Source organism: Citrobacter braakii (assembly GCF_009648935.1).
Taxonomy (GTDB): Bacteria; Pseudomonadota; Gammaproteobacteria; order Enterobacterales; family Enterobacteriaceae; genus Citrobacter; species Citrobacter braakii.
Genome location: NZ_CP045771.1, coordinates 141239 through 167324, shown reverse-complemented (window position 1 = coordinate 167324; position 26086 = coordinate 141239). Strand labels below are relative to the sequence as shown.

The window sequence follows — 26086 nt, the reverse complement described above, 5'->3', positions numbered from 1 at the left end:
GTCAGGCTCCGTTACTGATGCGTCACGACGATCAGGCGCAGGGCATCCAGACGCCATCCCGCCTGATCCAGGCTTTCCATCACCTGCTGACGATTGCTTTCAATGGCGCTGAGTTCGTCATCACGGATGTTCGGGTTAACGGCACGCAGCGCTTCCAGACGGGAGAGTTCAGCCGTCAGCTTCTCGTCCGCTTCTTTGCGCGCCGCGTCGATCAGCGCGCGGGCCGATTTTTCTACCTGCGCTTCACCGAGTTGCAGAATGGCATGAACATCCTGCTGTACGGCGTTGACCAGTTTACTGCCGGTGTGGCGGTTAACGGCGCTGAGCTGACGGTTAAAGGTTTCGAATTCAACCTGCGCGGCAAGGTTGTTGCCGTTTTTGTCCAGCAGCATGCGTACCGGGGTTGGCGGCAGGAAGCGGTTTAACTGCAGCTGTTTTGGCGCTTGCGCTTCAACGACGTAGACCAGTTCAACCAGCAGAGTACCGACTGGTAATGCTTTGTTTTTCAGCAAAGAAATGGTGCTGCTTCCGGTGTCGCCGGAGAGGATCAGATCCAGACCATTACGGATCAGCGGATGCTCCCAGGTAATAAACTGCGCGTCTTCACGCGACAGGGCAACATCACGCTCAAACGTAATGGTGCAGCCATCTTCCGGCAGCCCAGGGAAATCCGGCACCAGCATATGATCGGACGGTGTCAGTACGATCAAATTGTCGCCACGGTCATCCTGATTAATACCAACGATATCAAACAGGTTCATGGCGAAGGCGATCAGGCTGGTATCGTCGTCCTGTTCTTCAATACTCTCAGCCAGCGCCAGCGCTTTTTCGCCGCCGTTAGAGTGGATCTCCAGCAGGCGATCGCGACCTTGCTCCAGCTGTGCTTTCAGCGCGTCATGCTGTTCGCGACAGGTTTTGATCAGATCGTCAAAGCCATTGGTGTTTTCTGGCTCAGCCAGGTAGCCGATCAGATTGTTATATACCGTGTCATAGATGGTACGTCCGGTCGGGCAAGTGTGTTCGAACGCATCCAAACCTTCGTGGTACCAACGCACCAGCACGGATTGCGCGGTTTTTTCCAGGTATGGAACGTGGATCTGGATATCATGCACCTGACCAATACGGTCCAGACGGCCAATACGCTGTTCCAGCAGGTCCGGATTGAACGGCAGATCAAACATCACCAGATGGCTGGCGAACTGGAAGTTACGCCCTTCGGAGCCGATTTCAGAGCACAGCATCACCTGGGCGCCGCTATCTTCTTCGCTAAACCAGGCCGCAGCGCGGTCACGTTCAATGATCGACATCCCTTCATGGAACACGGCGGCGCGGATACCTTCGCGCTCGCGCAGAACCTGCTCCAGCTGAAGCGCAGTGGTGGCTTTCGCGCAGATGACCAGAACTTTTTGCGAGCGGTGGCTGGTCAGGTAGCCCATCAGCCATTCCACGCGCGGGTCAAAGTTCCACCAGGTGCCGGTGTCGCCTTCGAATTCCTGATAAATCTGCTCCGGGTAGAGCATGTCGCGCGCGCGGTCTTCCGCACTCTTACGCGCGCCCATAATGCCGGAGACTTTAATGGCCGTCTGGTATTGGGTTGGCAACGGCAATTTGATGGTATGCAGCTCGCGTTTAGGGAAGCCTTTCACACCGTTACGGGTATTTCGGAACAGCACGCGGCTGGTGCCGTGGCGGTCCATCAGCATCGAAACCAGCTCCTGACGCGCGCTCTGGGCGTCTTCGCTGTCGCTGTTTGCCGCTTGCAGTAACGGCTCAATGTCCTGTTCGCCAATCATGTCACCTAACATGTTCAGCTCATTGTTACTCAGCTTGTTGCCAGCCAGTAACATGGCGACGGCGTCGGCGACCGGACGGTAATTTTTCTGTTCTTCAACAAACTGGGCGAAATCGTGGAAGCGGCTTGGATCCAGTAGACGCAGGCGCGCAAAGTGGCTTTCCAGGCCCAGCTGTTCCGGCGTTGCGGTCAGCAGCAGGATGCCTGGTACGCGCTCTGCCAGCTGCTCAACGGCCATATATTCACGGCTGGGCGCGTCTTCGCTCCACACCAGGTGATGGGCTTCATCGACAATCAGCAGATCCCATTCGGCATCACACAGGTGCTCCAGACGCTGTTTACTGCGACGGGCAAAGTCCAGCGAACAGATAACCAACTGTTCGGTTTCAAACGGGTTGTAGGCATCGTGCTGCGCTTCGGCATAACGCTCATCATCAAACAGCGCAAAGCGCAGGTTGAAACGACGCAGCATTTCGACCAGCCACTGGTGCTGTAACGTCTCCGGGACGATGATCAGCACGCGCTCCGCGGCGCCTGACAGCAGTTGTTGATGCAGGATCATCCCTGCTTCAATGGTTTTACCTAAACCCACTTCGTCTGCCAGCAACACGCGAGGGGCATGACGACGGCCGACATCATGGGCAATATTGAGCTGGTGGGGGATCAGGCTGGTACGTTGACCACGCAAACCACTCCACGGCATACGGTACTGTTCGCTCTGAAATTTACGTGCGCGATAGCGCAGCGCAAAGCGGTCCATACGATCAATCTGGCCGGCAAACAGGCGATCCTGGGGTTTACTGAAAACCAGTTTGCTGTCGAGCAGCACTTCACGCAGCGTTACACCGGTTTCTTCGGTATCAAGGCGGGTTCCGATATAGGCAAGCAGGCCGTTTTCTTCTTTTACTTCATCGACATGCAGTTGCCAGCCTTCATGGCTCGTGATCGTGTCACCAGGGTTGAACATCACGCGGGTCACGGGGGAATCACTGCGCGCATACAGACGGTTTTCACCCGTCGATGAGAAAAGTAAAGTGACGGTTCGCGCATCCATGGCGACAACAGTACCAAGTCCCAATTCGCTTTCTGTATCGCTGATCCAGCGTTGACCAAGTGTAAAAGGCATATATGTTCGGCTCTATATCTTTAATTGCAGGCAATACTCGTCATTTTCCGGGCTAGTCCCCGTTATTGAGAGCATACGACCCCGCTACCAGGCTAATAAATCAGTGGTAGGGGTGTTAAATGGGTCCAGGAATGGAAAGGGCGCTATGGTACTGGATGGCGGCGGTTTCGTCACGCGTCAAAATAACCCCAGTTGTCCTGTGAGTAGTGTAGCAAAATTATCGTCAATAAAGGGAAGAATTCCCTCGGCAACCGGCTGGATCTGGCGGGTCAGATAATGCTCGTAATCAAGTGCAGATAGCTGATAATCAACAGGTTCAGGTCCATTTATCGTCCAGACATATTTAATCGTGCCACGATTCTGATACTGCTGCGGACGCCCCAGTTTGACGTTCTGCTCATCGGCGAGCCGTGCGGCGCGAACGTGCGGCGGAACATTCCGCTGGTATTCGCTCAACGGGCGGCGCAGGCGTTTGCGGTACACCAGGTGTTCATCCAGTTCACCCGCCATCAGACGGTCGATAGTCTCGCGAACAAACTCTTGATAAGGCTCGTTACGAAAAATTCGCAGGTACAGCTCCTGCTGAAACTGCTGGGCCAGCGGCGTCCAGTCGGTGCGTACCGTTTCCAGACCTTTAAAGACCATGCGTTGCTCAGCGCCTGACTGAATCATTCCGGCGTAGCGTTTTTTGCTGCCAGTATCTGCACCGCGAATGGTCGGCATCAGAAAGCGACAAAAGTGGGTTTCAAATTCCAGATCCAGCGCGCTGGTCAGGTTTTGCTGCTTCAGCGATTGCGCCCACCAGTTGTTGACATAGCTCACCAGATCCCGACCAATCCGGGCCGCATCGTCTTCCGAGTGCGCCTTTTTAAGCCAGACAAAGGTGGAGTCGGTGTCGCCATAGATGACGTCGTAACCCTGAGCCTCAATCAGCGCTTTGGTCTGACGCATGATCGCGTGACCGCGCATGGTGATAGACGAAGCCAGCCTCGGGTCGAAAAAGCGGCAGGCGGTGGTGCCAAGCACGCCGTAAAACGCGTTCATGATGATTTTCAGCGCCTGTGAGAGCGGCTTATTGCCGCGGCGTTTGGCTTCATCACGCCCATGCCAGATCTGGGTAACAATTTCCGGCAGACAGTGCTTTTCGCGTGAGAACCAGGCGTCAAGGAACCCCTCGGTACTGTGTTCCCGATCCGGCTGTGCCATCCCTTCGATAAGTCCCACTGGATCGATCAAAAAAGTACGAATGATTGACGGGTACAGGCTTTTGTAATCCAGCACCAGCACGGAGTCGTACAAACCCGGGCGCGAGTCCATCACGTAGCCACCGGGGCTGGCGTGCGCGGGAACTTCCCCCAGATTCGGTGCCACATAGCCCGCCCGGTGCATTCGCGGTAGGTAGAGATGGCCGAAGGCGGCAACGGAACCGCCGTGCCGGTCGACCGGCAGGCCGTTTACCGTCGATCGTTCCAGCAAAAATGGCATGATCTCGGTTTTATGAAAAATACGCGTGACCAGCTCACAGTCTTTGAGATTGTAAGTGGCGAGCGCGGGCTTATCCTGGGCAAACCGGCGATCTATTTCGTCCATCCTGTCCCAGGGATTATCTATCGACTTCCCTTCGCCCAGCAGTTCCTGTGACACCGTTTCCAGTGAAAAGGATGAGAAATTCCAGAATGCGGATTTAAGCGCCTCAATGCCGTCGATAATCAGGCGACCTTTAGCCTGCGCGAAGAATACGCCGTTTTTGAAGCCATGTTCGCGCCACTCCAGCTCGCTATTGTCACGGCCAAAACGCAGGGGAATGCGGTAACGTTCAGCATGCTTTTGCAGGACGCGTAAATCGAATTGCACGACGTTCCAGCCGATTACCACATCAGGATCGTGACGGGCAATCCAGTCGTTGAGCTTTTCCAGTAACTGCGGGCGGCTTGCGACATATTCAAGTTCAAAATCCAGCGCTGAGGCATCGCCGTTTGCCGGGCCGAGCATGTAGACAATACGCTGCCCACAGCCTTCAAGGCCGATACAGTAGAGTTCGCCGTGGCGGGTGGTTTCGATATCCAGCGAGACCCATTTCAGCGGCGGTCGATAGTCAGGGTTCGGCTTCAACCGGGCATTAACCAGCGTACCGTTATGTCTGTCGCCTTCAACCCACACAGGTGAGGTGATAAAACGCTCCATCAGATACCGTTCCGGCGGACGCACGTCGGCCTCGTAGACGGTAATTGCGTTTTCACGCAGGAGCTTTTCCAGCCGCATGAGCTGGCGATGTGAGCGGCAATACAGGCCGGAAACGGGCTGGCGGTGGAAGTCTTGCAATTGCAGCGGCGTCAGACGATAGCCGTTTTCATTGCGTAATAATGACGCTACGCGAGGAACCTGACTGACAGGAATAAACGCGACCGACTCCTGAGGCGCGAGCGTGACCTGTAGCGGCCCGTCGTCCGTAGCCAGCCAGAATGTGACCTCAGTTCCCTGCGGGGTGTCCCGCCAGTGCCGGGTTAAAATAAAGCCTGCCTGCGCCACGCTGCGTACCCATTAAAAAACCAGGCATTATTATAGCCTGGTTTACACGATTGTACTGTTATTTTGTACAGTTAAAAATGAGAGCTGCGGGCAGTTATTGTGACAGTAACAGTAAAATGCCCTCCGCAGTAAAAGTGTTACAGGATAGAGTTTGGTATTTAATAAATGAATGCCTTAATTGAAAGCTCTTCCTTGAATTATTTTATTGGCCTGTCATGGCTATTTATATCTATTATTGTTTTGTAATTATGTTTGTTTCATTAATTGGAAGTCCGTTTCAGGATTTTTATGTCATTTTCGGAATCGTGCTTGTACGGTTTTGTTACTCATCCCTCGGTTCAGGAAAAATGGTTCTTTTTTTTATTTGTTTTTATTCATGGTTAGTGTAACTATTTTAATCAAACACTCGGGTTACCAGGTTGAATATAATATATTTTTATGGCTTGCTATTGTCTTGATAAAAACGGATTTTCGGTTCGATTTCGTCGGGAATATCTCTCTGTATAATTTGATTTTTATCGCTGAATATAATTTTATTCATCAGATAGCTCGGGTGTTTTATATCAATAGCTTGGGTGCGTAGTGTTATGGAGGCCTATTATGGATATTTATACTCAGGCGTTACAGGTAGGATATGATCACTATTTATTTGTTAATACTCAGTTATCTAACCCTACAATTAAATCAGTAAGTCAATATATTGAGTATAGAACATGGTCAGGTCAAATTTGGCGTACTGAGGTTATTGAACGTGGGAATGCTTTCTTTCACTGGCAAGGGCATGACAGAATAAATGGTCATCGTGATACGGTGATTAATTATCTGTTGAATGGACAGCGCTGGCAGTCAACGATTACAGATTACATTTTCTTTCATTCACTGGATGGTGAAGAGGCGCAGGGACATTATGACAACGTGATTAAATACGTTTGTGCTAATAACTGTGTGTATCGAAGTGCGTTTGCGGAATATATAAAGGAATAACCAGAGAGCGCGTCACCGAGATTCCGGGCGCGCTCAGATTGTTTTCACTGGCCGTAGTAGGCTTTTGCGCCGTGTTTACGCAGGTAGTGTTTATCTAACAGGGTTTGCTGCATATCCGGCAATTGCGGCGCGAGCTGGCGACAGAAGATCCCCATGTAGGCGACTTCTTCCAGCACGATGGCGTTGTGTACCGCATCTTCGGCGTTTTTTCCCCAGGCAAACGGACCGTGAGAGTACACCAGCACGCCAGGCATCTGCGAAGCGTCAATGCCTTGTTTCTCAAAGGTTTCAACGATCACGTTACCGGTTTCCCACTCATATTCGCCGTTGATTTCTTCCTCGGTCATTTTCCGTGTGCAGGGAATCGATCCGTAGAAATAGTCCGCATGAGTGGTACCCGTGGCTGGAATCGACTGGCCCGCCTGCGCCCAGATGGTTGCATGACGCGAATGGGTATGAACAATGCCGCCAATGGTCGGGAATGCCTGATACAGCAGACGGTGGGTTGGGGTATCGGAGGAGGGTTTCTTCGTACCTTCTACAACCTCACCGGTGGCGATACTGACTACGACCATATCTTCTGCGGTCATAACGCTGTAATCGACCCCGGAAGGTTTTATCACAAACACGCCGCGCTCGCGATCGACGGCACTCACGTTCCCCCAGGTCAAGGTGACCAGGTGGTGCTTAGGCAACGCCAGATTGGCTTCCAGCACCTGACGTTTGAGATCTTCTAACATGTTGATTCCTCTGTGCCGGATAGCGGGCAAACGCAGAGCCATCCGGCAACAACATAATTAACGTTTAAAACCGTAATAGACGTCGTTCCAGCGCAGCGCGTCCTTAAAGGCCGGCAGGCGGGTATCGTTGTCGATCACGGCGATCTCGATATCGTGCATTTCAGCGAACTGGCGCATATCGTTTAGATCCAGCGCGTGGCTGAAGACGGTGTGGTGCGCGCCACCGGCCAGGATCCAAGCTTCAGAGGCGGTTGGCAGATCAGGCTGGGCTTTCCACAATGCGTTAGCCACCGGCAGTTTCGGCAGGGAGTGCGGTGTTTGAACCGTGTCGATGCAGTTAACCAACAGGCGATAGCGATCGCCAAGATCGATCAGGCTGGCAACGACTGCCGGGCCAGTTTTGGTGTTGAAGATCAGACGAGCGGGATCGTCTTTACCACCAATGCCGAGATGCTGAACGTCGAGGATCGGTTTATCTTCCACCGCGATAGACGGGCACACTTCCAGCATGTGCGAGCCGAGCACCAGATCGTTGCCTTTCTCGAAGTGGTAGGTGTAATCCTCCATAAATGAGGTGCCGCCCTGCAGACCGGTTGACATCACCTTCATGATGCGAAGCAGAGCGGCGGTTTTCCAGTCGCCTTCGCCCGCAAAGCCGTAGCCTTGCTGCATCAGACGCTGTACGGCCAGACCCGGGAGCTGTTTCAGGCCGTGTAAATCTTCAAATGTCGTGGTAAAGGCGTGGAATCCGCCCTGTTCCAGGAAGCGCTTCATCCCCAGTTCAATACGGGCCGCTTCCAGTACGTTTTGACGTTTCTCACCGTGGACTTGCGTTGCCGCCGTCATGGTGTAGGTGCTTTCATACTCATCTATTAGCGCGTTGATTTCGCCGTCGCTAATGGAGTTCACTACCTGCACCAGATCGCCTACGGCCCAGGTATTTACCGAGAAGCCGAATTTGATCTGCGCAGCGACTTTATCGCCATCGGTGACCGCGACTTCACGCATGTTGTCGCCAAAACGGCAGACTTTCAGATGGCGGGTATCCTGTTTGGACACGGCCTGGCGCATCCAGGAGCCGATGCGTTCGTGCGCTTGTTTGTCCTGCCAGTGACCGGTGACCACGGCGTGCTGCTGACGCATACGTGCGCCGATGAAGCCGAATTCACGGCCGCCGTGCGCGGTCTGGTTCAGGTTCATAAAGTCCATATCAATGCTGTCCCACGGCAGGGCGGCGTTGAACTGGGTATGGAATTGCATCAGCGGCTTGTTGAGGATAGTCAGACCGTTAATCCACATTTTGGCCGGAGAGAAAGTGTGCAGCCAGACCACCAGACCTGCGCAGCGATCGTCGTAGTTAGCGTCACGACAAATAGCGGTAATCTCGTCAGGTGAAGTACCCAGCGGTTTTAAAACCAGTTTGCAGGGCAGTTTAGCTTCAGTATTCAGCGCGTTAACGACGTGCTCGGCATGTTGGGTTACCTGACGCAGGGTTTCAGGGCCATACAGATGCTGGCTACCAATTACAAACCACACTTCATAGTTATCAAAAATCGTCATTGTCGTGTCCTTAATGTGTCAGGGTTGCCTGTTCTACCGGGGTTTGTTGCGCCGGAGCGGCAGTCGGAAGATATTGTTGTTCAGCGCTAACCGCCCACTGCTGGTAGCGGCGGTAAAGCTGTTCAAAACGTTGAGCCTGCTCTGGTCGAGGTTGCAGCGTGTTTTCCACGGCGCTTGCCATCTGTTGCTGAGCGGCTGGGATATCGGTGTGTACTTTCGCGGCAACGGCGGCAAAGATAGCCGCACCGAGTGCGCAGCACTGGTCTGAAGCGACAATCTGTAGCGGACGGTTGAGCACGTCACAACAGGCCTGCATGATGACCGGGTTTTTACGGGCGATGCCGCCTAGCGCCATTACGTTGTTAACCGCAATGCCTTGTTCGGTGAAGCATTCCATGATGGCGCGTGCACCAAAGGCGGTGGCGGCAATCAGACCGCCGAACAGCGCTGGCGCGTCGGTTGCCAGATTCAGATCGGTAATCACTCCTTTCAGACGCTGGTTGGCATTGGGCGTACGGCGACCGTTGAACCAGTCGAGCACCACCGGCAGGTGATCCAGCGACGGATTTCTCGCCCAGGCTTCGGTTAGCGCTGGAAGCAGCTGTTTTTGGCTGGCTTTAATCTGGGTCTTCAGCTCCGGGTGTTGCGTGGCAAGCTGCTCCAGCGGCCAGCTCAGCACACGGCTAAACCAGGCATAGATATCGCCGAACGCGGACTGGCCTGCCTCGAGGCCAATAAAATGCGGCACCACGCTGCCATCAACCTGGCCGCAAATGCCTTTCACCGCGCGCTCGCCGACGCTGTGTTTGTCAGCAATCAGAATGTCGCAGGTCGACGTGCCAATGACTTTCACCAGCGTATTGGGCTGTGCGCCCGCGCCGACCGCGCCCATATGGCAGTCAAAAGCGCCGCCTGCAATCACCACGCTTTCAGGTAGCCCCAGACGCTGCGCCCACTCGGCGCACAGGGTGCCAACCGGCAGGTCGGCTGTGAAGGTATCGGTAAACATCGGGTATTGCAGATGGCGGTTGAGGATGGGGTCGAGTTCGTCAAAGAAACTGGCTGGCGGTAGACCACCCCAGCTTTCATGCCACAGGGATTTATGCCCGGCGCTGCAGCGACCGCGACGAATATCCTGTGGACGTACGGTATTAGAGAGCAGGGCCGGAATCCAGTCACACAGTTCAATCCACGAAACCGCGGCCTCGGCAACCGCGTGGTCCTGACGGGTCACATGCAGGATTTTGGCCCAGAACCATTCGCTGGAATAAATACCGCCGATATAGCGGGAGTAATCGATCTTGCCCGGTGTGTGGCACAGACGGGTAATTTCTTCAGCTTCTTCTACTGAGGTGTGATCTTTCCACAGGACAAACATTGCATTTGGGTTTTCAGCGAACTCCGGACGCAACGCCAGTACGTTGCCGTCGGCATCGATGGGGGCCGGGGTTGAACCGGTGCTGTCAACGCCAATCCCGACCACTTCCGCACGCTGTTTAACGCTCAGTTCGGCCAGCACGGTTTTCAGCGCCGCTTCCATTGATTCAATGTAGTCGCGTGGATGATGGCGAAACTGGTTGTTTGGGCCATCGCAATACTGTCCTTCCTGCCAACGTGGGTACCACTCTACGCTGGTGGCGATTTCTTCACCGGTGGCACATTCCACTGCCAAAGCGCGTACTGAATCACTGCCAAAATCGAGGCCAATTGCAATCGCCATCGTCTTACTCCATCCAAAAATACGGGTATGGATAAACAGTAGTTAGTAGGGATAAAAACCGTCAGGCAGGATTCGCTAATCTTATGGACTAAAATGCTGTGGCATCACAAAGTGTGACGCCGTGCAAATAATCAATGTGGACATTTCTGCCGTAGTTATAGACACTTTTGTTAGCCGATTTTAACGTTGGCGCAGTACATATTTTTTACAAAGTGCTTTTCACAAGCGGGGTTGATGGTCCATTACCGCAAACACAGCGGCCCGCAGGGGCGATGGCAATGATGTCTGGCGTAATATGGACAAATTGTTTCTTAGCAGAACATAGGGAGTATTGAAATTATGGCTGAAACGCAAAACGATCCCCTGCTGCCAGGCTATTCGTTTAACGCGCATTTGGTGGCCGGATTAACCCCCATCGAGGCGAACGGATACCTGGATTTTTTTATCGACAGGCCGCTGGGTATGAAGGGCTATATCCTCAATCTCACTATCCGTGGCGAAGGGGTTATCAATAATCAGGGCAAACAATTTGTCTGTCGGCCTGGCGATATTTTGCTGTTTCCGCCCGGAGAAATTCACCACTACGGACGCCATCCTGATGCCAGCGAGTGGTATCACCAGTGGGTTTACTTTCGCCCACGCGCCTACTGGCAGGAGTGGCTGACCTGGCCGGCCATTTTTGCCCAGACTGGATTCTTTCGTCCGGATGAAGCACATCAGCCGCATTTTAACGAACTGTTTGGGCAGATAATTAACGCCGGGCAGGGAGAAGGTCGCTATTCCGAACTGCTGGCGATTAATTTACTGGAACAGTTATTGCTCCGCCGTATGGAAGCCATTAATGAATCGCTGCATCCCCCCATGGACAACCGCGTGCGCGACGCTTGCCAGTACATCAGCGATCACCTGGCGGACAGTAATTTTGATATTGCCAGCGTCGCACAGCACGTCTGCCTGTCGCCTTCCCGTTTGTCGCATCTGTTCCGTCAGCAGTTGGGTATCAGCGTATTAAGCTGGCGCGAGGATCAGCGTATCAGCCAGGCCAAGCTATTGCTGAGTACCACTCGTATGCCCATTGCTACGGTGGGGCGCAATGTTGGCTTTGACGATCAGCTCTATTTTTCTCGCGTTTTCAAAAAATGTACCGGTGCCAGTCCGAGCGAGTTTCGCGCCGGATGTGAATAAAAAGTGAATGATGTGTCCTGAAAGTTGTCATAACTCGCAATCTATTCAGACAATTGATGGCTTGACGAAGTTGAGACGGGTTATCAAAATCCCTGCTTCGTAAATCTGACGGACACATTATGCAAGCATTGCTGGAACACTTTATTCTTCAGTCCGCCCTGTACTCCCTGATCGCCGTACTGCTGGTGGCCTTTCTGGAGTCACTGGCGCTGGTTGGCCTGATTCTGCCCGGTACCGTGATGATGGCGGGACTGGGGGCGCTGATTGGCAGTGGCGAACTGAACTTCTGGCATGCCTGGCTTGCGGGCATCATTGGTTGCCTGTTAGGGGACTGGATCTCTTTCTGGTTGGGCTGGCGCTTTAAAAAGCCGCTGCACCGTTGGTCGTTCATGAAAAAGAACAAGGCGTTGCTGGATAAAACCGAGCACGCGCTGCATCAGCATAGCATGTTTACCATTCTGGTGGGGCGTTTTGTGGGACCGACGCGTCCGCTGGTGCCAATGGTGGCGGGCATGCTGGATCTGCCTGTCGCTAAATTTATCGTCCCGAATATTATTGGTTGCGTACTGTGGCCGCCGTTCTACTTCCTGCCGGGGATCCTGGCGGGGGCGGCAATTGATATTCCTTCTGAGATGCAGAGCGGGGATTTTAAATGGTTGCTGCTGGCGACGGCGCTGTTGCTATGGGTAGGGGGCTGGTTTTGCTGGCGACTGTGGCGTAGCGGCAAAGCGGCAGTCGATCGCTTAACCGCGTATTTCCCCCGCAGCCGTTTACTGTATCTGGCGCCGTTGACGCTTGGGATCGGCGTGGTTGCGCTGGTGGCGTTACTGCGCCATCCGCTGATGCCGGTGTATATTGATATTCTGCGTAAAGTCGTGGGGTTCTGACGATTCTTTTGCCGGATGGCGCTGACGCTTATCCGGCCTGGGAAATCAATCACTCGGCTTTGATGCCCAAGAGCGTCGAGGCGCTGGCCTGACCGCTTAATAACTCATCCGTTTTGCCCTGCCAGGCGATGCGCCCGTCGGCGACCACAATCGAACGGGACGCAATTCGCGCCGCATCTTCTACGCTGTGGGATACCATCAGCAAGGTAAGCTGTTTATCGCGACAGACCTCGGCAACCAGCGTTAACATCTCCTGGCGCAGGGCGGGATCGAGCGCAGAGAACGGTTCATCAAGCAGCAAAATGGGTTGTTCCCGCACCAGGCAACGCGCCAGCGCTACGCGCTGTCGCTGACCGCCGGAAAGCTCACCGGGGAGGCGCTCCAGCAGTGAGTCGATCCCCATTTGCTGGGCGATGTGATGCATTTTCTCCCGCTGCGATGCATTCAGCTTCAATCCCGGGTTAAGGCCCAGGCCGATGTTTTGCTGCACGCTCAGGTGGCTGAACAGGTTATTTTCCTGAAACAGCATCGAAACGGGGCGACGTGAGGGAGGCGTGGCGGTGTGATCTTCACCTTCAATCAACATGGTACCGCTGGCAGGCGTGAGGAAGCCGGCGATCAGATTCAGCAGCGTACTTTTCCCGGCGCCGCTGGGCCCGAGGATCGCGACCTGCTCACCGCGTGCGATCGACAGCGTAAAGCGCATCGGCAAATGGTGATAAAGCCATGTGATATCAATCAGTTTTAACATTTCGACCCGGCAATTTCTCAATAACGGTAAACAGCGTAAAGCACAGGATCAGCAGCAATAACGCCGTAACTGCGCCATCCTGACTGCGATAAGAGCCAATCTGCTGATATAAATAAAACGGCAGGGTGCGGAAATCCTCATTACCAAATAGCGCGACCACGCCAAAATCGCCAATCGACAGCACGCAGGCAAAAGCCATCGCCTGCGCCAGCGGGCGCTTCAGGGCACGCAGTTCAACCACTTTCAGGCGCGACCATCCCTCAATTCCTAACGACTGGCACAACATACTGTAGCGGGTGGTGACGTCCCGCATTGGGTTTTCCAGCACCTTCAGCGCGTAAGGGATCGCCATCAGCGCATTGGTAAAAATGACAATGCCGTCGGCTGATTCGGGGAGTCCAATGGTGTTATTGAGCAGCAGAAAGAAGCCGGTTGCCAGCACGATGCCCGGCATGGCGAGGATCATCATGCCGCTAAGTTCCAGCATCTGACCTGCCAGCACCTGCTGTCGGGCACGCAGTTCACGACTGCTCCATAACAGCATCATGGTGAGAACTACGCACAACGCACCTGCCGCCAGCGCAATGCGCAGCGAGGTTCCCAGCGCGTGCCACAGTACAGGTTGCTTAAGAACATCCAGCATATGGCGGTTAATACCATCGACAATTACCGCCAGCAGCGGCGGCAGCAGTAGCAGCAGGGCCAGAATAATCAGCAGTGCGTCTGCCAGGCGGCTGTGCAGACGATCGTCGGGATCGCGCCAGCCCTGAACCAGCGTGGTACCGGGGGCGATGGCGCGGCTCAGACGTTGGCTGAAGAGCACCAGCGCTAAACAACAAACCATCTGGATCAACGCCAGCATGGCGGCGCGGGCGGGATCGTAATCAAAGTTCAGCGCCTGATAAATCGCCAGCTCGATGGTTGTGGCCTGCGGTCCACCGCCCAGCGACAAAACGGTGGCGAAGCTGGCGAAACAGAGCATAAAGATGAGCGCCGCGACGGGAAGGATTTGCCGACGCAGCCACGGCCATTCAACAAAGCGGAAGAAATGCCAGCCGCGCAGACCCAACTGAGCGGCTAACTGTCGCTGTTCGCCGGGAATATTCTCCAGCGACTGCAACAGCAGACGACTGGCCATCGGCAGATTGAAAAAGACGTGCGCCAGCAGAATGCCCTGCAGACCGTACGGCGAAAACGTCCATTCCAGCCCGAATGTATGCCAGATCGAGGCCAACCAGCCCTGACGACCGTACACGCTAAGAATACCGAAGACCGCGACCAGCACTGGCAGGATTAACGTCATCGCGCACAGGCGCAGCAGCGCCAGTCGTCCTGGAAAACGGCGGCGATAGAGCGCTCTGGCAAGGAAAATCGCCGGGATGACCGACAGCACTGCGGATAAAAAAGCCTGCCAGAAAGAAAAGCGCACCACGTGCCACAGGTAGTCGTCTTGCCACAGTGAGAGCCACTCCCCCCGTGGGGCGTTAAACCACAGCGCCAGAAACGCGGCCAGGGCAACGGCCACCATCAGCGTGGCGGCGGTAAGCCCTGGAACCAGCCAGCCGGGAATTAACGGCTGACGGCGCGTTGCCATTCGCTAATCCATGCCTGGCGTTGAGCCGCAACCTGATGCGGCGTAAATTCCAGCGCGGTGGCTGGCTTATTCAGTTGCTCGAATCCAGACGGTAGGGCGACCTGGGTTACCGGATACATCCAGTTGCCGGTCGGAATCGCGTTCTGGAAGGCCGGAGATACCATAAACTTGAGGAATTTCTCGGCCAGTTTCGGCTGTTTGCTGGCCGCCGTACGGGCGGCGACTTCTACCTGCAAATAGTGGCCTTCGCTAAAGTTGGCTGCGGCGTAGTTGTCTTTTTTCTCGGCGATGATGTGATAGGCCGGAGAGGTGGTGTAGCTGAGTACCAGGTCGCTTTCGCCTTTCAGGAACAGGCCGTAGGCTTCACTCCAGCCCTTGGTGACCGTGACGGTTTTTGCCGAAAGCGCGCGCCAGGCCTCCGGCGCCTTATCGCCATAGACTTTTTGCATCCATAGCAGCAGGCCCAGCCCCGGCGTGCTGGTACGCGGGTCCTGATAAATGACGCGCCATTTTTGATCGCTTTCTACCAGTTCTTTCAGGCTTTTGGGCGGATTCTTCAGCTTGTTCTTATCATAAACGAAGGCGAAATAGCCGTAATCAAACGGAACGAAGGTATCGTTTTTCCAGCCGCCGGGCACGTTTACGGCTTCACTTGCTACACCGCTTTTGGCAAACAGTTTGGTTTGGGTGGCGGCTTCCAGAAGGTTGTTATCGAGGCCCAGTACGACGTCAGCTTTACTGTTTTTTCCTTCCATGCGCAGGCGGTTAAGCAGCGAGACGCCATCTTCCAGCGCGACCAGTTTCAGTTCACAGTTGCAGTCAGCTTCAAAGGCTTTTTTTATTGTCGGGCCCGGGCCCCAGTCAGCTGCGAACGAGTCGTAGGTATAAATGGTCAGTACAGGTTTGGCGAAAGCAGGCGCTGCGCACAGCAGTAAAAGCGGAAGACATTTTTTAAACACTTTGCACCTCATAAAGTTGGGTGGCAAAGGACTTGAGTTGCAGCCTCAAATCCCTTCGCCGGCATTATCCGGATCAGGTTCGACGGGTATCTCTCAGCCCATACACTTCATCATTCACGCTGCCTCTGTGTTGGCTGCGTTACTCGGCCCATCTCCGGGCCTCGCCCCTTCGGGGCCGCTGCAAGCAGCGTTCAAATCTGCTCCCGGCAGATTTGTCGCTCACCCCAGTCACATAGTTATCTATGCTCCTGGGGACTCACTCGCTTGCCGCCTTGATGCAGCGTGAATGATTTTGTGTATGTTTTTATTTAGCACCCCGTTGAGAACGGCGTTAGTGTAATGATTTTGTTGCTATGCGGCAATCAAGAGCCGGATCTAAGGATCCGGTGGTGCAAACCACGCCGATTTAAAATCAAACCAGCCGAGGGTGTTCATGCGTAATCCGCGCATACTGCGCTGTCCTTGAATGATGAGCCAGTGGTGGATCAGCGGCACAATGGCCTTTGTGGCGAGCAGCTGTTGGCACCATGCCGCCAGGCTCATTTCGCCCGTTCGCCAGCGAGCTGCATCGTTTTCCCAGTCCCGCGAGATACAGTTTTGCAGCAACGGGACTTCGCACAAATGGGCGAACAACGAGAAATCCAGCGGTAGGGTAAAGTTGGCGCTGTTGAGCCAGATATCACTGACGATTTCACCCGCATGCCATTGATCGTAGTCGATCTCCTGAATATTTAACTGTACCTGATGCTCTGCCAGCAACTTCTTCATGATCTGCGCGATAATCCGATGTTCGATGTGATCGCGATAGTAGGTGATCGTCAGCGTTTCCAGTCCGGTGGGTTTTTCACCATGGCCGGGTTTGGCATGGTGCCAGCGGGGGAGCAAACCGTAGGCGGGAAACCACAGTCGCTGGAACTGTTCGTCGGCGTGGCAGATGAGATGGTTTGGCGAAAGAACGCGGCTAACCCAATCGCGAACCTCCTGATTAGCGCCACGGTGGGTGCGCGCATCAAACAGCAGGTAGTAGCAACCTTCCTCGAGGCGGCTTTCGATCGCCTTTTCATCCTCCGTGGGGCCTTTTAGCGTCAACCCACCGCCAGGCTCTTCGCCGATATCGGGTAACACCCAAACGTTAACTTCGTCGATCAGCGCCCGGTAGCCAAAGTAATCATCAAATGCATGAATTTTCAGTTGGTTATTGGTATTGCGCATCACCGCATAGGGACCAGTGCCAATCGGGTGGCTGGAGAAGTTGCTGAGCGTCTCCCATTCTCGCGGCAGGATCATGGCGGGGACTTGCCCCAATAGCCAGGGAAGCCAGCGGTCGGGTTGGGCGAGATGGATATCCAGCGTCCAGGCCGTGGGAGAAACGATCTGCGTGATGTGCGAGTACAGCGGCAGGGCGTTAATGCGCATCAGCGAGGTGATGACATCTTCCATTTCCAGTTCGCGGCCATGATGAAAATGAATCCCCGGACGCAGGAAGAATCGCCAGTGTAAAGGTGAAATCTGCTGCCAGTGATGGGCGATGTCCGCTTCCAGTTCCCCATTTTCCTCATTTACCCGAATTAAGGCGCTGAAGATTTGCCGGGCGATATGAGTTTCTGAACGGCGTAGCGCCGTACCGGGAAGCAGGTTGTGCATGGGACGATAATAGAGAACGCGCATGATGTGCCGCCCCTGGCGAAAACTGCGCCCCAGGTGAGAAACCAGCATCTGTCGTACGGCCGTTTTGTCACCGACCAGCTGCACCAGTTGATCGATGCGATCCTGTTCCAGCAGGTCTTCTGCCCGCTGCTGCTGGAGTGCCAGCCCGGTATAGAGGAAAGTCAGGCGCGAGCGTTTACCTCGCCCCACTTCGGCTTCCCACGTTAACCAGCCGCGTTCTTGCATGGTATTGAGCAGGGTACGCATATGGCGGCGCGAACAACTCAGCAGCTCCGCTAGCTCGTTCAGCGTCGTGTCTTGCGTTTTGCCGTCACAGCATTGCCACAGACGGATGAACTGTTGTTGCAGACGACCAGAAGACATAAAAGGGGAACTCCTGCGAAAAACTCAGCAATTTTATTATCCCTATATTAAGCCAATAATAGATTCCGATGAAGCGATGAGACAACGAAGGGGTCATCTATGCGTCAGTTCTGGTTGAAATACTTTACCGCGACAGAAACATCGTCCTGGTTGGCTTGCCTGAGCGCACCGCAGCGCTTAAAGATGCTCGAAGAACTGATGCAGTGGGAGGTGACAACCTGACTCCTGAATTGGGAATTGCAGACATCATGTGTGACTGAGTATTGGTGTTAATCGCCGCGCCAGCAGATAATCACTGCTGGCTTTTTTTGTTTCTGCTGCGCTAAAAGGAACTGTAATGCTCTGGATTATGACCATGGGACGGCGCCTCAACGGCGTTTACGCGGCATTTATGCTGGTTGCTTTTATGATGGGCGTAGCAGGGGCGTTGCAGGCACCCACGCTGAGCTTGTTCCTGAGCCGTGAAGTCGGGGCGCAGCCGTTTTGGGTCGGGCTGTTTTATACCGTCAATGCGATTGTCGGGATCGTTGTCAGCCTTGGCCTCGCGAAACGATCCGACAGCCAGGGCGACAGGCGCAAGCTGATCATGTTCTGCTGCCTGATGGCAATCGGAAATGCGCTGCTGTTTGCGTTTAATCGCCACTATCTTACGCTTATCACCTGCGGTGTGCTGCTGGCCTCGCTGGCGAATACCGCCATGCCGCAGCTGTTTGCGTTGGCGCGGGAATACGCTGATAACTCCGCACGTGAAGTGGTGATGTTTAGCTCGGTGATGCGTGCGCAGCTTTCGCTGGCCTGGGTAATTGGACCGCCGCTGGCCTTCATGCTGGCGCTGAATTACGGCTTTACGGCGATGTTTTCCATTGCCGCAGGGATTTTCGCCATTAGCCTGGTGCTGATTGCGCTGATACTGCCGTCTGTCGCGCGGGTGGAGCAACCTGTTGACGTACCGCTGGAACAGACCGGCGGTTGGCAGGACAAAAATGTGCGCATGTTGTTTATTGCCTCCACGCTGATGTGGACCTGCAATACCATGTACATCATCGATATGCCGCTGTGGATAAGCCTTGAGCTGGGGTTACCGGACAAGCTGGCCGGGATCCTGATGGGGACGGCGGCTGGGCTGGAAATTCCGGCGATGATCCTGGCGGGCTACTATGTGAAGCGCTTTGGTAAACGGCGAATGATGATCGCGGCTGTCGCGGCGGGCGTACTGTTTTATCTTGGTTTGATCTTCTTTCACAGCCGGACGGCGCTGCTGGTACTGCAACTGTTTAATGCAGTATTTATCGGTATCATCGCCGGGATAGGAATGCTGTGGTTTCAGGATCTTATGCCCGGGCGTGCGGGGTCAGCGACCACATTATTTACCAACAGTATTTCAACGGGGGTCATTCTCGCGGGAGTGATTCAGGGGGCTGTTGCGCAAAGCTACGGTCACTTTGCCGTCTATTGGGTGATTGCGGCGATTTCTGTGGTCACGCTGGTGATGACCGGGCGGGTAAAGGACGTTTGATTTTTGTAGTGCCGGATGGCAGCTTACGCCTTATCCGGCACCACAAGGACTAGCGCATAAACGCTGGCTGCTTGTCTTCGTACTCGGTGATGGCCGCTTCATGCTGCAGCGTCAGCCCGATGCTGTCCAGACCGTTCAGCATGCAGTGGCGGCGGAAGTCGTCGATTTTAAAGCTGTAGGACTTATCGCCCGCTTTCACCACCTGCGCTTCCAGATCCACTTCAAATGTAATGCCCGGATTGGCTTTCACCAGGGCGAACATTTCATCTACCTGCGCGTCGCTCAGGGTCACCGGCAGCAGTTGGTTATTGAAGCTGTTGCCGTAGAAGATGTCAGCGAAGCTTGGCGCGATCACTACTTTAAAGCCGTAATCGGTCAGCGCCCATGGCGCATGTTCACGGGAAGAGCCGCAGCCAAAGTTTTCCCGCGCCAGCAGAATTGACGCGCCTTTATATTCCGGGAAGTTCAGTACGAACTCTGGGTTAGGCTGTTGCCCTTTTTCATCCAGAAAACGCCAGTCGTTAAACAGATGAGCGCCAAAACCGGTGCGCGTAACCTTCTGCAAAAACTGTTTGGGAATAATCGCGTCGGTATCCACGTTGGCGGCATCCAGTGGGACAACCAGGCCGGTATGTTGGGTAAATTTCTCTGCCATGGTAGTTTCCTTATTTGATGCTGCGAATGTCGGCAAAATGACCGGTAACGGCGGCAGCGGCGGCCATGGCCGGGCTGACTAAATGCGTGCGACCACCGCGGCCCTGGCGGCCTTCAAAGTTACGGTTGCTGGTGGATGCACAGCGCTCGCCTGGGTTCAGGCGGTCATTGTTCATGGCCAGACACATGGAACAGCCCGGTAAACGCCATTCAAACCCGGCTTCGATGAAGATCTTGTCCAGACCTTCCGCTTCAGCCTGCGCTTTCACCGGACCAGAACCCGGCACAACCAGCGCCTGTACGCCTGGCGCAACTTTGCGCCCTTTGGCGATTTGGGCCGCAGCGCGTAAATCTTCAATACGCGAGTTGGTACAGGAACCGATAAACACTTTATCGATGGCCACTTCTGTTAACGGAATGCCCGGTTTCAGCCCCATATATGCCAGCGCTTTTTCAGCCGATGCGCGCTCAACGGGATCGGAAAATGACGCCGGGTCGGGAATATTATCGTTCACCGAGATGACCTGACCCGGGTTCGTACCCCAAGTGACCTGCGGTGCTATTTCTTCTGCCTGCAGGGTAACGACGGTATCAAACGTCGCGTTGTCGTCGGTTTTCAGCGTTTTCCAGTACGCAACCGCGTTGGTAAAATCCTCACCCTTCGGTGCGTGTAAACGCCCCTGCACATAGTTAAAGGTAGTTTCATCCGGTGCGACCAGACCCGCTTTGGCGCCCATTTCAATGGCCATGTTGCACAGGGTCATACGGCCTTCCATGCTCAGCGTACGGATGGCTTCGCCACAAAATTCAACGACGTGTCCGGTACCGCCTGCACTACCGGTTTTACCGATAATCGCCAGCACGATATCTTTGGCGGTAATGCCAGGTGCTGCCGTGCCGTTAACTTCAATCTTCATGGTTTTGGCACGCCCCTGTTTCAGGGTCTGCGTCGCCAGAACGTGTTCAACTTCAGAGGTGCCAATACCAAAGGCCAGCGCGCCAAACGCGCCGTGTGTGGCGGTGTGGGAGTCGCCGCAAACGATGGTCATACCCGGCAACGTTACGCCTTGCTCAGGCCCCATCACGTGAACGATCCCCTGATACGGGTGGTTCAGGTCGTACAGTTCGACGCCAAACTCATTGCAGTTTTTGATCAATTCCTGCATCTGAATGCGCGCCATTTCGCCGGAAGCGTTAATGTCTTTGGTTTGCGTGGAGACGTTATGGTCCATGGTGGCAAAGGTTTTACCCGGCTGGCGCACCTGACGGCCATGCGCACGCAGGCCATCAAACGCCTGCGGAGAGGTCACTTCATGCACCAGATGTCTGTCGATATACAACAGCGGGGTTTCGTTTTGCGCTTCGTAGACGACGTGCGCATCGAACAATTTTTCGTATAACGTTTTGGCCATGATTACACCCCTTCTGCGACGTAACGGGCAATAATGTCACCCATTTCATCGGTACCGACTGCGGCAGCGCCACGGGCTAAGTCACCGGTGCGAATGCCTTCTTCTAATGCGCGGTTGATGGCGCTCTCAATTGCGGTTGCCGCATCATTGGCGTCCAGGCTGTAGCGCAGCAGCAGCGCCAGCGAAAGGATTTGGGCGATAGGGTTAGCAATGTTTTTCCCGGCGATATCCGGAGCGGAGCCGCCAGCGGGCTCGTACAGACCAAAGCCCTGCTCATTCAGGCTGGCGGACGGTAACATCCCCATTGATCCGGTGATCATGGCGCATTCGTCAGACAGAATGTCGCCAAACAAGTTGGAGCACAGCAGCACGTCGAACTGGGATGGATCTTTGATCAACTGCATCGTCGCGTTGTCGATGTACATATGCGCCAGCTCAACGTCCGGATATTCATTAGCAATTTCATTGACGATTTGGCGCCACAGAATAGACGTTTGCAGTACGTTGGCTTTATCAATCGACGTGACTTTGCGGCGACGCTGGCGAGCAGATTCAAACGCGATACGTGCGATACGCTCGATCTCGAAACGGTGATAAACCTCGGTATCAAAGGCTTTTTCATGTTGTCCGCTGCCTTCGCGGCCTTTTGGCTGACCGAAGTAGATACCGCCGGTCAGTTCGCGCACGCACAGGATGTCGAAACCGTTCGCGGCAATATCTGCGCGCAGAGGGCAAAATGCTTCCAGCCCCTGGTACAGCTTAGCCGGGCGCAGGTTGCTGAATAATTTGAAGTGTTTACGCAACGGCAGCAGCGCGCCGCGTTCAGGCTGCTGATTGGGTGGCAGATTTTCCCATTTCGGACCGCCAACGGAGCCAAACAGAATGGCGTCAGCTTGCTCACAGCCTTCAACCGTCGCTGGCGGCAGCGGCTGACCATGGTTATCGATAGCGGCCCCCCCCACGTCGTAGTGGCTGGTGGTAATGCGCATGTTAAAACGGTTGCGGATTGCGTCCAGCACCTTCAGGGCTTGCGCCATCACTTCCGGGCCAATACCGTCGCCCGGCAAAACAGCAATATGATAATTCTTCGACATCACACGGTTTCCTTGTTGTTCTCGTTGTTCTGAGCTTTGCGTTGCAATTCTTTTTCGACTTCTTCGGCGCGCCAAATGTTGTTCAGCACATGAACCATCGCTTTCGCGGACGATTCGACGATATCTGTTGCCAGACCGACGCCGTGGAAGCGGCGACCGTTATAATTAGCAACGATATCCACCTGGCCCAGCGCATCTTTACCGTGCCCTTTGGCGGTCAGGCTGTATTTCACCAGTTCGATGTTGTACTCGGTCACACGGTTGATGGCCTGATAAATGGCATCGACCGGACCGTTACCGTTCGCCGCTTCGGCTTTGACTTCTTCACCGCAGGCCAGCTTGACGGAGGCGGTGGCGATGTCATTTGAGCCGGACTGCACGCTGAAGTAATCCAGACGGAAATGCTCCGGCTCTTCCTGCTGTTTATTAATAAAGGCCAGCGCTTCCAGGTCGTAATCAAATACCTGACCCTTTTTATCCGCCAGCTTCAGGAATGCGTCGTACAGGTTGTCCAGGTTGTATTCGTTCTCTTTATATCCCATCTCGTCCATACGGTGTTTCACCGCGGCGCGTCCGGAACGGGAAGTCAGGTTCAACTGCACCTGGTTCAGACCGATGGATTCAGGCGTCATGATTTCGTAGTTTTCACGATTTTTCAGTACGCCGTCCTGATGGATGCCAGAGGAGTGGGCAAAGGCGCCGCTACCGACAATGGCTTTATTGGCCGGAATGGGCATGTTGCAGATTTGGCTGACTAACTGACTGGTACGCCAGATTTCCTGGTGATTAATGCGGGTCTGTACGTTCAGGATATCTTTGCGCACTTTGATCGCCATGATCACTTCTTCCAGTGAGCAGTTACCGGCGCGTTCGCCGATACCGTTCATCGCGCCTTCCACCTGGCGAGCACCGGCGTGGACGGCCGCCAACGCGTTGCCAACGCCCAGACCTAAATCATCATGGGTGTGCACGGATATGATGGCTTTATCGATATTCGGTACGCGTTCATACAGACCAGAAATGATTGCTCCGAATTCGAAAGGCATGGTGTAGCCAACGGTATCGGGGATATTGATGGTTTTGGCACCCGCATTAATCGCGGCTTCGACCACGCGGGCCAGATCGGCAATAGGGGTACGGCCAGCATCCTCGCATGAGAACTCCACGTCATCCGTATAATTACGCGCACGCTTCACCATGTAGACTGCTCGCTCGATCACTTCATCCAACGTGCTGCGCAGTTTCGTCGCGATATGCATCGGCGAGGTGGCGATGAACGTATGAATGCGGAAGGCCTCAGCGACCTTCAGAGATTCTGCGGCAACGTCGATATCTTTTTCTACGCAGCGGGCTAAGGCGCAAACGCGGCTGTTCTTCACCTGACGAGCGATGGTTTGTACGGACTCAAAGTCACCCGGTGAAGAGACCGGAAAACCGACCTCCATCACGTCAACGCCCATACGCTCGAGGGCCAGCGCAATCTGCAGTTTTTCTTTCACACTCAGGCTCGCCTGTAACGCCTGTTCACCGTCACGTAAGGTGGTATCGAAAATAATGACTTGCTGGCTCATGGTTTAGGTCCTTGGTCTTTAGGGCGCCTTGCTTCGAGCATAAAAAAACCCGCGCAACGGCGCGGGTTTTTTGTCTTAACTGGAGCTGACTTAATGCTGAATGTCGTCCACCAGTCTACCGCGCAATGAGAATGCGTTTAGTAGTAGTAGACCGATAAAACGAGCAATGTAAGTCATCAATCAAGCTCCAGGCGAATGCGATATGCTTTTAGTGGTACTGGATATGAAGACTGATGTCAACCCCATTCCCTGCAAATGCTCCCGTTAAGGGGGGGAGTTTATGATAAACTTAAGCGAATTGTGCTGAATTTCTCAGGGTATATTAAATTAATCATCTGATCGTTGAACATGTTTTTCACGGTTTGACATATTTAAGCATATTTATTTGCATTTATGGTCACGAAGAACTGAAGATAACGCCTCGTTTGGGATTCCATATCTTTATGATTTATCAGAATTTATAGCTATTCTGAATGGATTGAATCAATGTGCCACCCTATAATTGATAAATTAATGTTAACTTTTAATGTGTTAATAATAGAAATGTTTAATTAAAACTTAAAAACGTATTCACTGTGCGCATGATTGTGTATTCGCCACGCTTATGGTTATATTGTTTTCGAAATTTAAACATATGAATCATCGCGCAGTGACATCTGCCACACTACGTTTGTAGTGTTTTTTTGTACATTTAGATTTGTGCCTTTATGTTTTCCTAATTTTAATGTTTTTCCTTTTTCTTATTTTATATGCATGGTAAATCATATTAACGGAGATTATTTCTGCACTCCGTCTGGGAAAAGGGAGTTTAGAGTGACAGTGGAGTTAAATATGCCAGAAGTAAAAATAATAGATAAATCTAATCTCATAGAGATGGGGAAGCCACAGCTTCGCATGGTTGATCTTAATTTATTAACTGTTTTTGATGCGGTGATGCAGGAACAAAATATTACGCGTGCTGCACATACGCTGGGGATGTCGCAACCCGCTGTCAGTAATGCGGTCGCACGCCTGAAAGTCATGTTTAACGATGAGCTTTTTGTTCGTTATGGCCGTGGAATCCAGCCGACAGCAAGAGCCTTCCAGCTGTTTGGCTCCGTTCGTCAGGCTTTACAATTAGTGCAGAATGAACTGCCTGGTTCCGGCTTTGAACCTACCAGCAGCGAGCGTGTATTCAATCTTTGCGTATGCAGTCCATTGGATAATATTCTTACTTCGTTGATTTATAATCGGGTTGAGCAAGTCGCACCGAACATCAATGTCGTTTTTAAATCCTCACTAAATCTAAATACCGAGCACCAATTACGTTATCAGGAAACTGAGTTTGTTATTAGCTATGAAGAATTCCGTCGTCCGGAATTTACCAGTGTTCCGTTATTCAATGACGAAATGGTGTTAGTGGCAAGTAAAAAACATCCGCGCATTAGTGGCCCATTGCTGGAAAGCAATCTCTATCATGAACAGCATGCCGTGGTTTCGCTTGATCGCTTCGCCTCATTCAGCCAGCCGTGGTATGACACACCGGATAAACAATCCTGCGTGGCTTATCAGGGAATGGCATTAATCAGCGTGCTTAATATTGTGTCGCAAACGCACCTGGTCTCTATTGCGCCGCGTTGGTTGGCGGAAGAGTTCGCCGATTCTTTAGAACTGCAGATATTGCCTTTACCTTTAAAATTGAATAGCCGCACATGTTATCTTTCCTGGCATGAGGCTGCGGGGCGCGATAAAGGACATCAATGGATGGAAGAACTGTTGGTCTCCGTCTGTAAGAAGTAGCCGCTGGCAGAATAAATCGGGGAATACATCTGGTTTATTCTGCTTTTATCTTTATATCTAAAATTTTGTGCTGAACTCAACTTTTTACGTATGTCCGAAAGTGTAAAAAAATAGACTAATTGCTGTAAGTCCCCCTTTTTAAGCGATTATTTATCATATCAATTGCTTATGCTGGTTTAATTCTCCATTTATTCAATTCTTA

At 53.4% G+C, this 26086-nt stretch carries 20 protein-coding genes; 6 read left to right on the top strand and 14 right to left on the bottom strand.

The genetic code is table 11. The annotated features are described in order from the left end of the window. Positions 1-11: 11 nt before the first annotated feature. Together rapA and polB are read right to left on the bottom strand one after the other, a co-directional pair. Positions 12-2918, bottom strand: a complete 2907-nt coding sequence (rapA, locus tag GFC06_RS00705) for an RNA polymerase-associated protein RapA (protein WP_153689730.1) — start codon at positions 2916-2918, stop codon at positions 12-14. Between the two features lie 177 nt (positions 2919-3095). After that, positions 3096-5447, bottom strand: a complete 2352-nt coding sequence (polB, locus tag GFC06_RS00700) for a DNA polymerase II (RefSeq protein WP_153689729.1) — start codon at positions 5445-5447, stop codon at positions 3096-3098. Between the two features lie 600 nt (positions 5448-6047). Here polB and GFC06_RS00695 point away from each other — a divergent pair. Then, a complete protein-coding gene (locus GFC06_RS00695) occupies positions 6048-6431 on the top strand; it encodes a DUF4751 family protein (RefSeq protein WP_016155677.1) in 384 nt (127 codons plus the stop codon). Between the two features lie 44 nt (positions 6432-6475). On the opposite strand, the gene araD is transcribed toward GFC06_RS00695, so the two are convergent. Genes araD through araB form a run of 3 tightly spaced genes read right to left on the bottom strand, consistent with a single transcriptional unit; the run spans position 6476 to position 10451 of the window. Continuing rightward, on the bottom strand, positions 6476-7171 hold the full coding sequence (araD, locus tag GFC06_RS00690) for an L-ribulose-5-phosphate 4-epimerase (protein ID WP_153689728.1): 696 nt from the start codon (positions 7169-7171) through the stop codon (positions 6476-6478). 57 nt (positions 7172-7228) lie between these two features. Then, complete coding sequence (gene araA / locus GFC06_RS00685) at positions 7229-8731, bottom strand: L-arabinose isomerase (RefSeq protein WP_016155678.1); 1503 nt, start codon at positions 8729-8731, stop codon at positions 7229-7231. Between the two features lie 10 nt (positions 8732-8741). Continuing rightward, positions 8742-10451, bottom strand: a complete 1710-nt coding sequence (araB, locus tag GFC06_RS00680) for a ribulokinase (RefSeq protein ID WP_153689727.1) — start codon at positions 10449-10451, stop codon at positions 8742-8744. Positions 10452-10790: 339 nt separating this feature from the next. On the opposite strand from araB, the gene araC reads away from it, so the two are divergent. Both araC and GFC06_RS00670 read left to right on the top strand, forming a co-directional pair. Further along, entirely contained in the window at positions 10791-11636 is an 846-nt protein-coding gene (gene araC / locus GFC06_RS00675; protein ID WP_003018834.1) for an arabinose operon transcriptional regulator AraC, read from the top strand. Between the two features lie 119 nt (positions 11637-11755). After that, entirely contained in the window at positions 11756-12523 is a 768-nt protein-coding gene (locus GFC06_RS00670; protein WP_016151676.1) for a DedA family protein, read from the top strand. Positions 12524-12572: 49 nt separating this feature from the next. On the opposite strand, the gene thiQ is transcribed toward GFC06_RS00670, so the two are convergent. From thiQ to sgrR, 4 genes are all read right to left on the bottom strand, one after another. Then, entirely contained in the window at positions 12573-13274 is a 702-nt protein-coding gene (thiQ, locus tag GFC06_RS00665) for a thiamine ABC transporter ATP-binding protein ThiQ (protein WP_016151677.1), read from the bottom strand. Further along, positions 13258-14868: a thiamine/thiamine pyrophosphate ABC transporter permease ThiP gene (gene thiP / locus GFC06_RS00660; RefSeq protein ID WP_065554747.1), complete on the bottom strand. Its 1611-nt coding sequence runs from the start codon at positions 14866-14868 to the stop codon at positions 13258-13260. Before thiP ends, thiQ begins: the two co-directional genes overlap by 17 nt. Beyond that, positions 14844-15827 carry a thiamine ABC transporter substrate binding subunit gene (gene thiB, locus GFC06_RS00655; protein ID WP_153689726.1) on the bottom strand — a complete coding sequence of 328 codons (984 nt, stop codon included), beginning with the start codon at positions 15825-15827 and terminating at the stop codon, positions 14844-14846. The genes thiP and thiB overlap by 25 nt, the downstream gene beginning before the upstream one ends. 375 nt (positions 15828-16202) lie before the next feature. After that, entirely contained in the window at positions 16203-17858 is a 1656-nt protein-coding gene (sgrR, locus tag GFC06_RS00650; protein ID WP_153689725.1) for an HTH-type transcriptional regulator SgrR, read from the bottom strand. Between the two features lie 99 nt (positions 17859-17957). On the opposite strand from sgrR, the gene sgrT reads away from it, so the two are divergent. Together sgrT and GFC06_RS00640 are read left to right on the top strand one after the other, a co-directional pair. Then, on the top strand, positions 17958-18080 hold the full coding sequence (gene sgrT, locus GFC06_RS00645) for a glucose uptake inhibitor SgrT (RefSeq protein WP_047498374.1): 123 nt from the start codon (positions 17958-17960) through the stop codon (positions 18078-18080). 115 nt (positions 18081-18195) lie between these two features. Then, on the top strand, positions 18196-19374 hold the full coding sequence (locus GFC06_RS00640; protein WP_103768409.1) for a sugar efflux transporter: 1179 nt from the start codon (positions 18196-18198) through the stop codon (positions 19372-19374). Between the two features lie 49 nt (positions 19375-19423). On the opposite strand, the gene leuD is transcribed toward GFC06_RS00640, so the two are convergent. From leuD to leuL, 5 genes are all read right to left on the bottom strand, one after another. Continuing rightward, a complete protein-coding gene (leuD, locus tag GFC06_RS00635; protein WP_065554750.1) occupies positions 19424-20029 on the bottom strand; it encodes a 3-isopropylmalate dehydratase small subunit in 606 nt (201 codons plus the stop codon). Positions 20030-20039: 10 nt separating this feature from the next. Next, the gene (leuC, locus tag GFC06_RS00630; protein WP_153689724.1) at positions 20040-21440 is read right to left on the bottom strand and encodes a 3-isopropylmalate dehydratase large subunit; all 1401 of its coding nucleotides are present in this window, start codon (positions 21438-21440) and stop codon (positions 20040-20042) included. A gap of 2 nt (positions 21441-21442) precedes the next feature. Continuing rightward, complete coding sequence (leuB, locus tag GFC06_RS00625; protein ID WP_016155686.1) at positions 21443-22534, bottom strand: 3-isopropylmalate dehydrogenase; 1092 nt, start codon at positions 22532-22534, stop codon at positions 21443-21445. Next, on the bottom strand, positions 22534-24105 hold the full coding sequence (leuA, locus tag GFC06_RS00620; RefSeq protein WP_016151686.1) for a 2-isopropylmalate synthase: 1572 nt from the start codon (positions 24103-24105) through the stop codon (positions 22534-22536). The genes leuB and leuA overlap by 1 nt, the downstream gene beginning before the upstream one ends. A 90-nt stretch (positions 24106-24195) precedes the next feature. Next, a complete protein-coding gene (gene leuL, locus GFC06_RS23510; RefSeq protein ID WP_049269161.1) occupies positions 24196-24282 on the bottom strand; it encodes a leu operon leader peptide in 87 nt (28 codons plus the stop codon). Positions 24283-24936: 654 nt separating this feature from the next. Here leuL and leuO point away from each other — a divergent pair. Further along, complete coding sequence (gene leuO, locus GFC06_RS00610) at positions 24937-25884, top strand: transcriptional regulator LeuO (protein WP_016151687.1); 948 nt, start codon at positions 24937-24939, stop codon at positions 25882-25884. Positions 25885-26086: the final 202 nt, after the last annotated feature.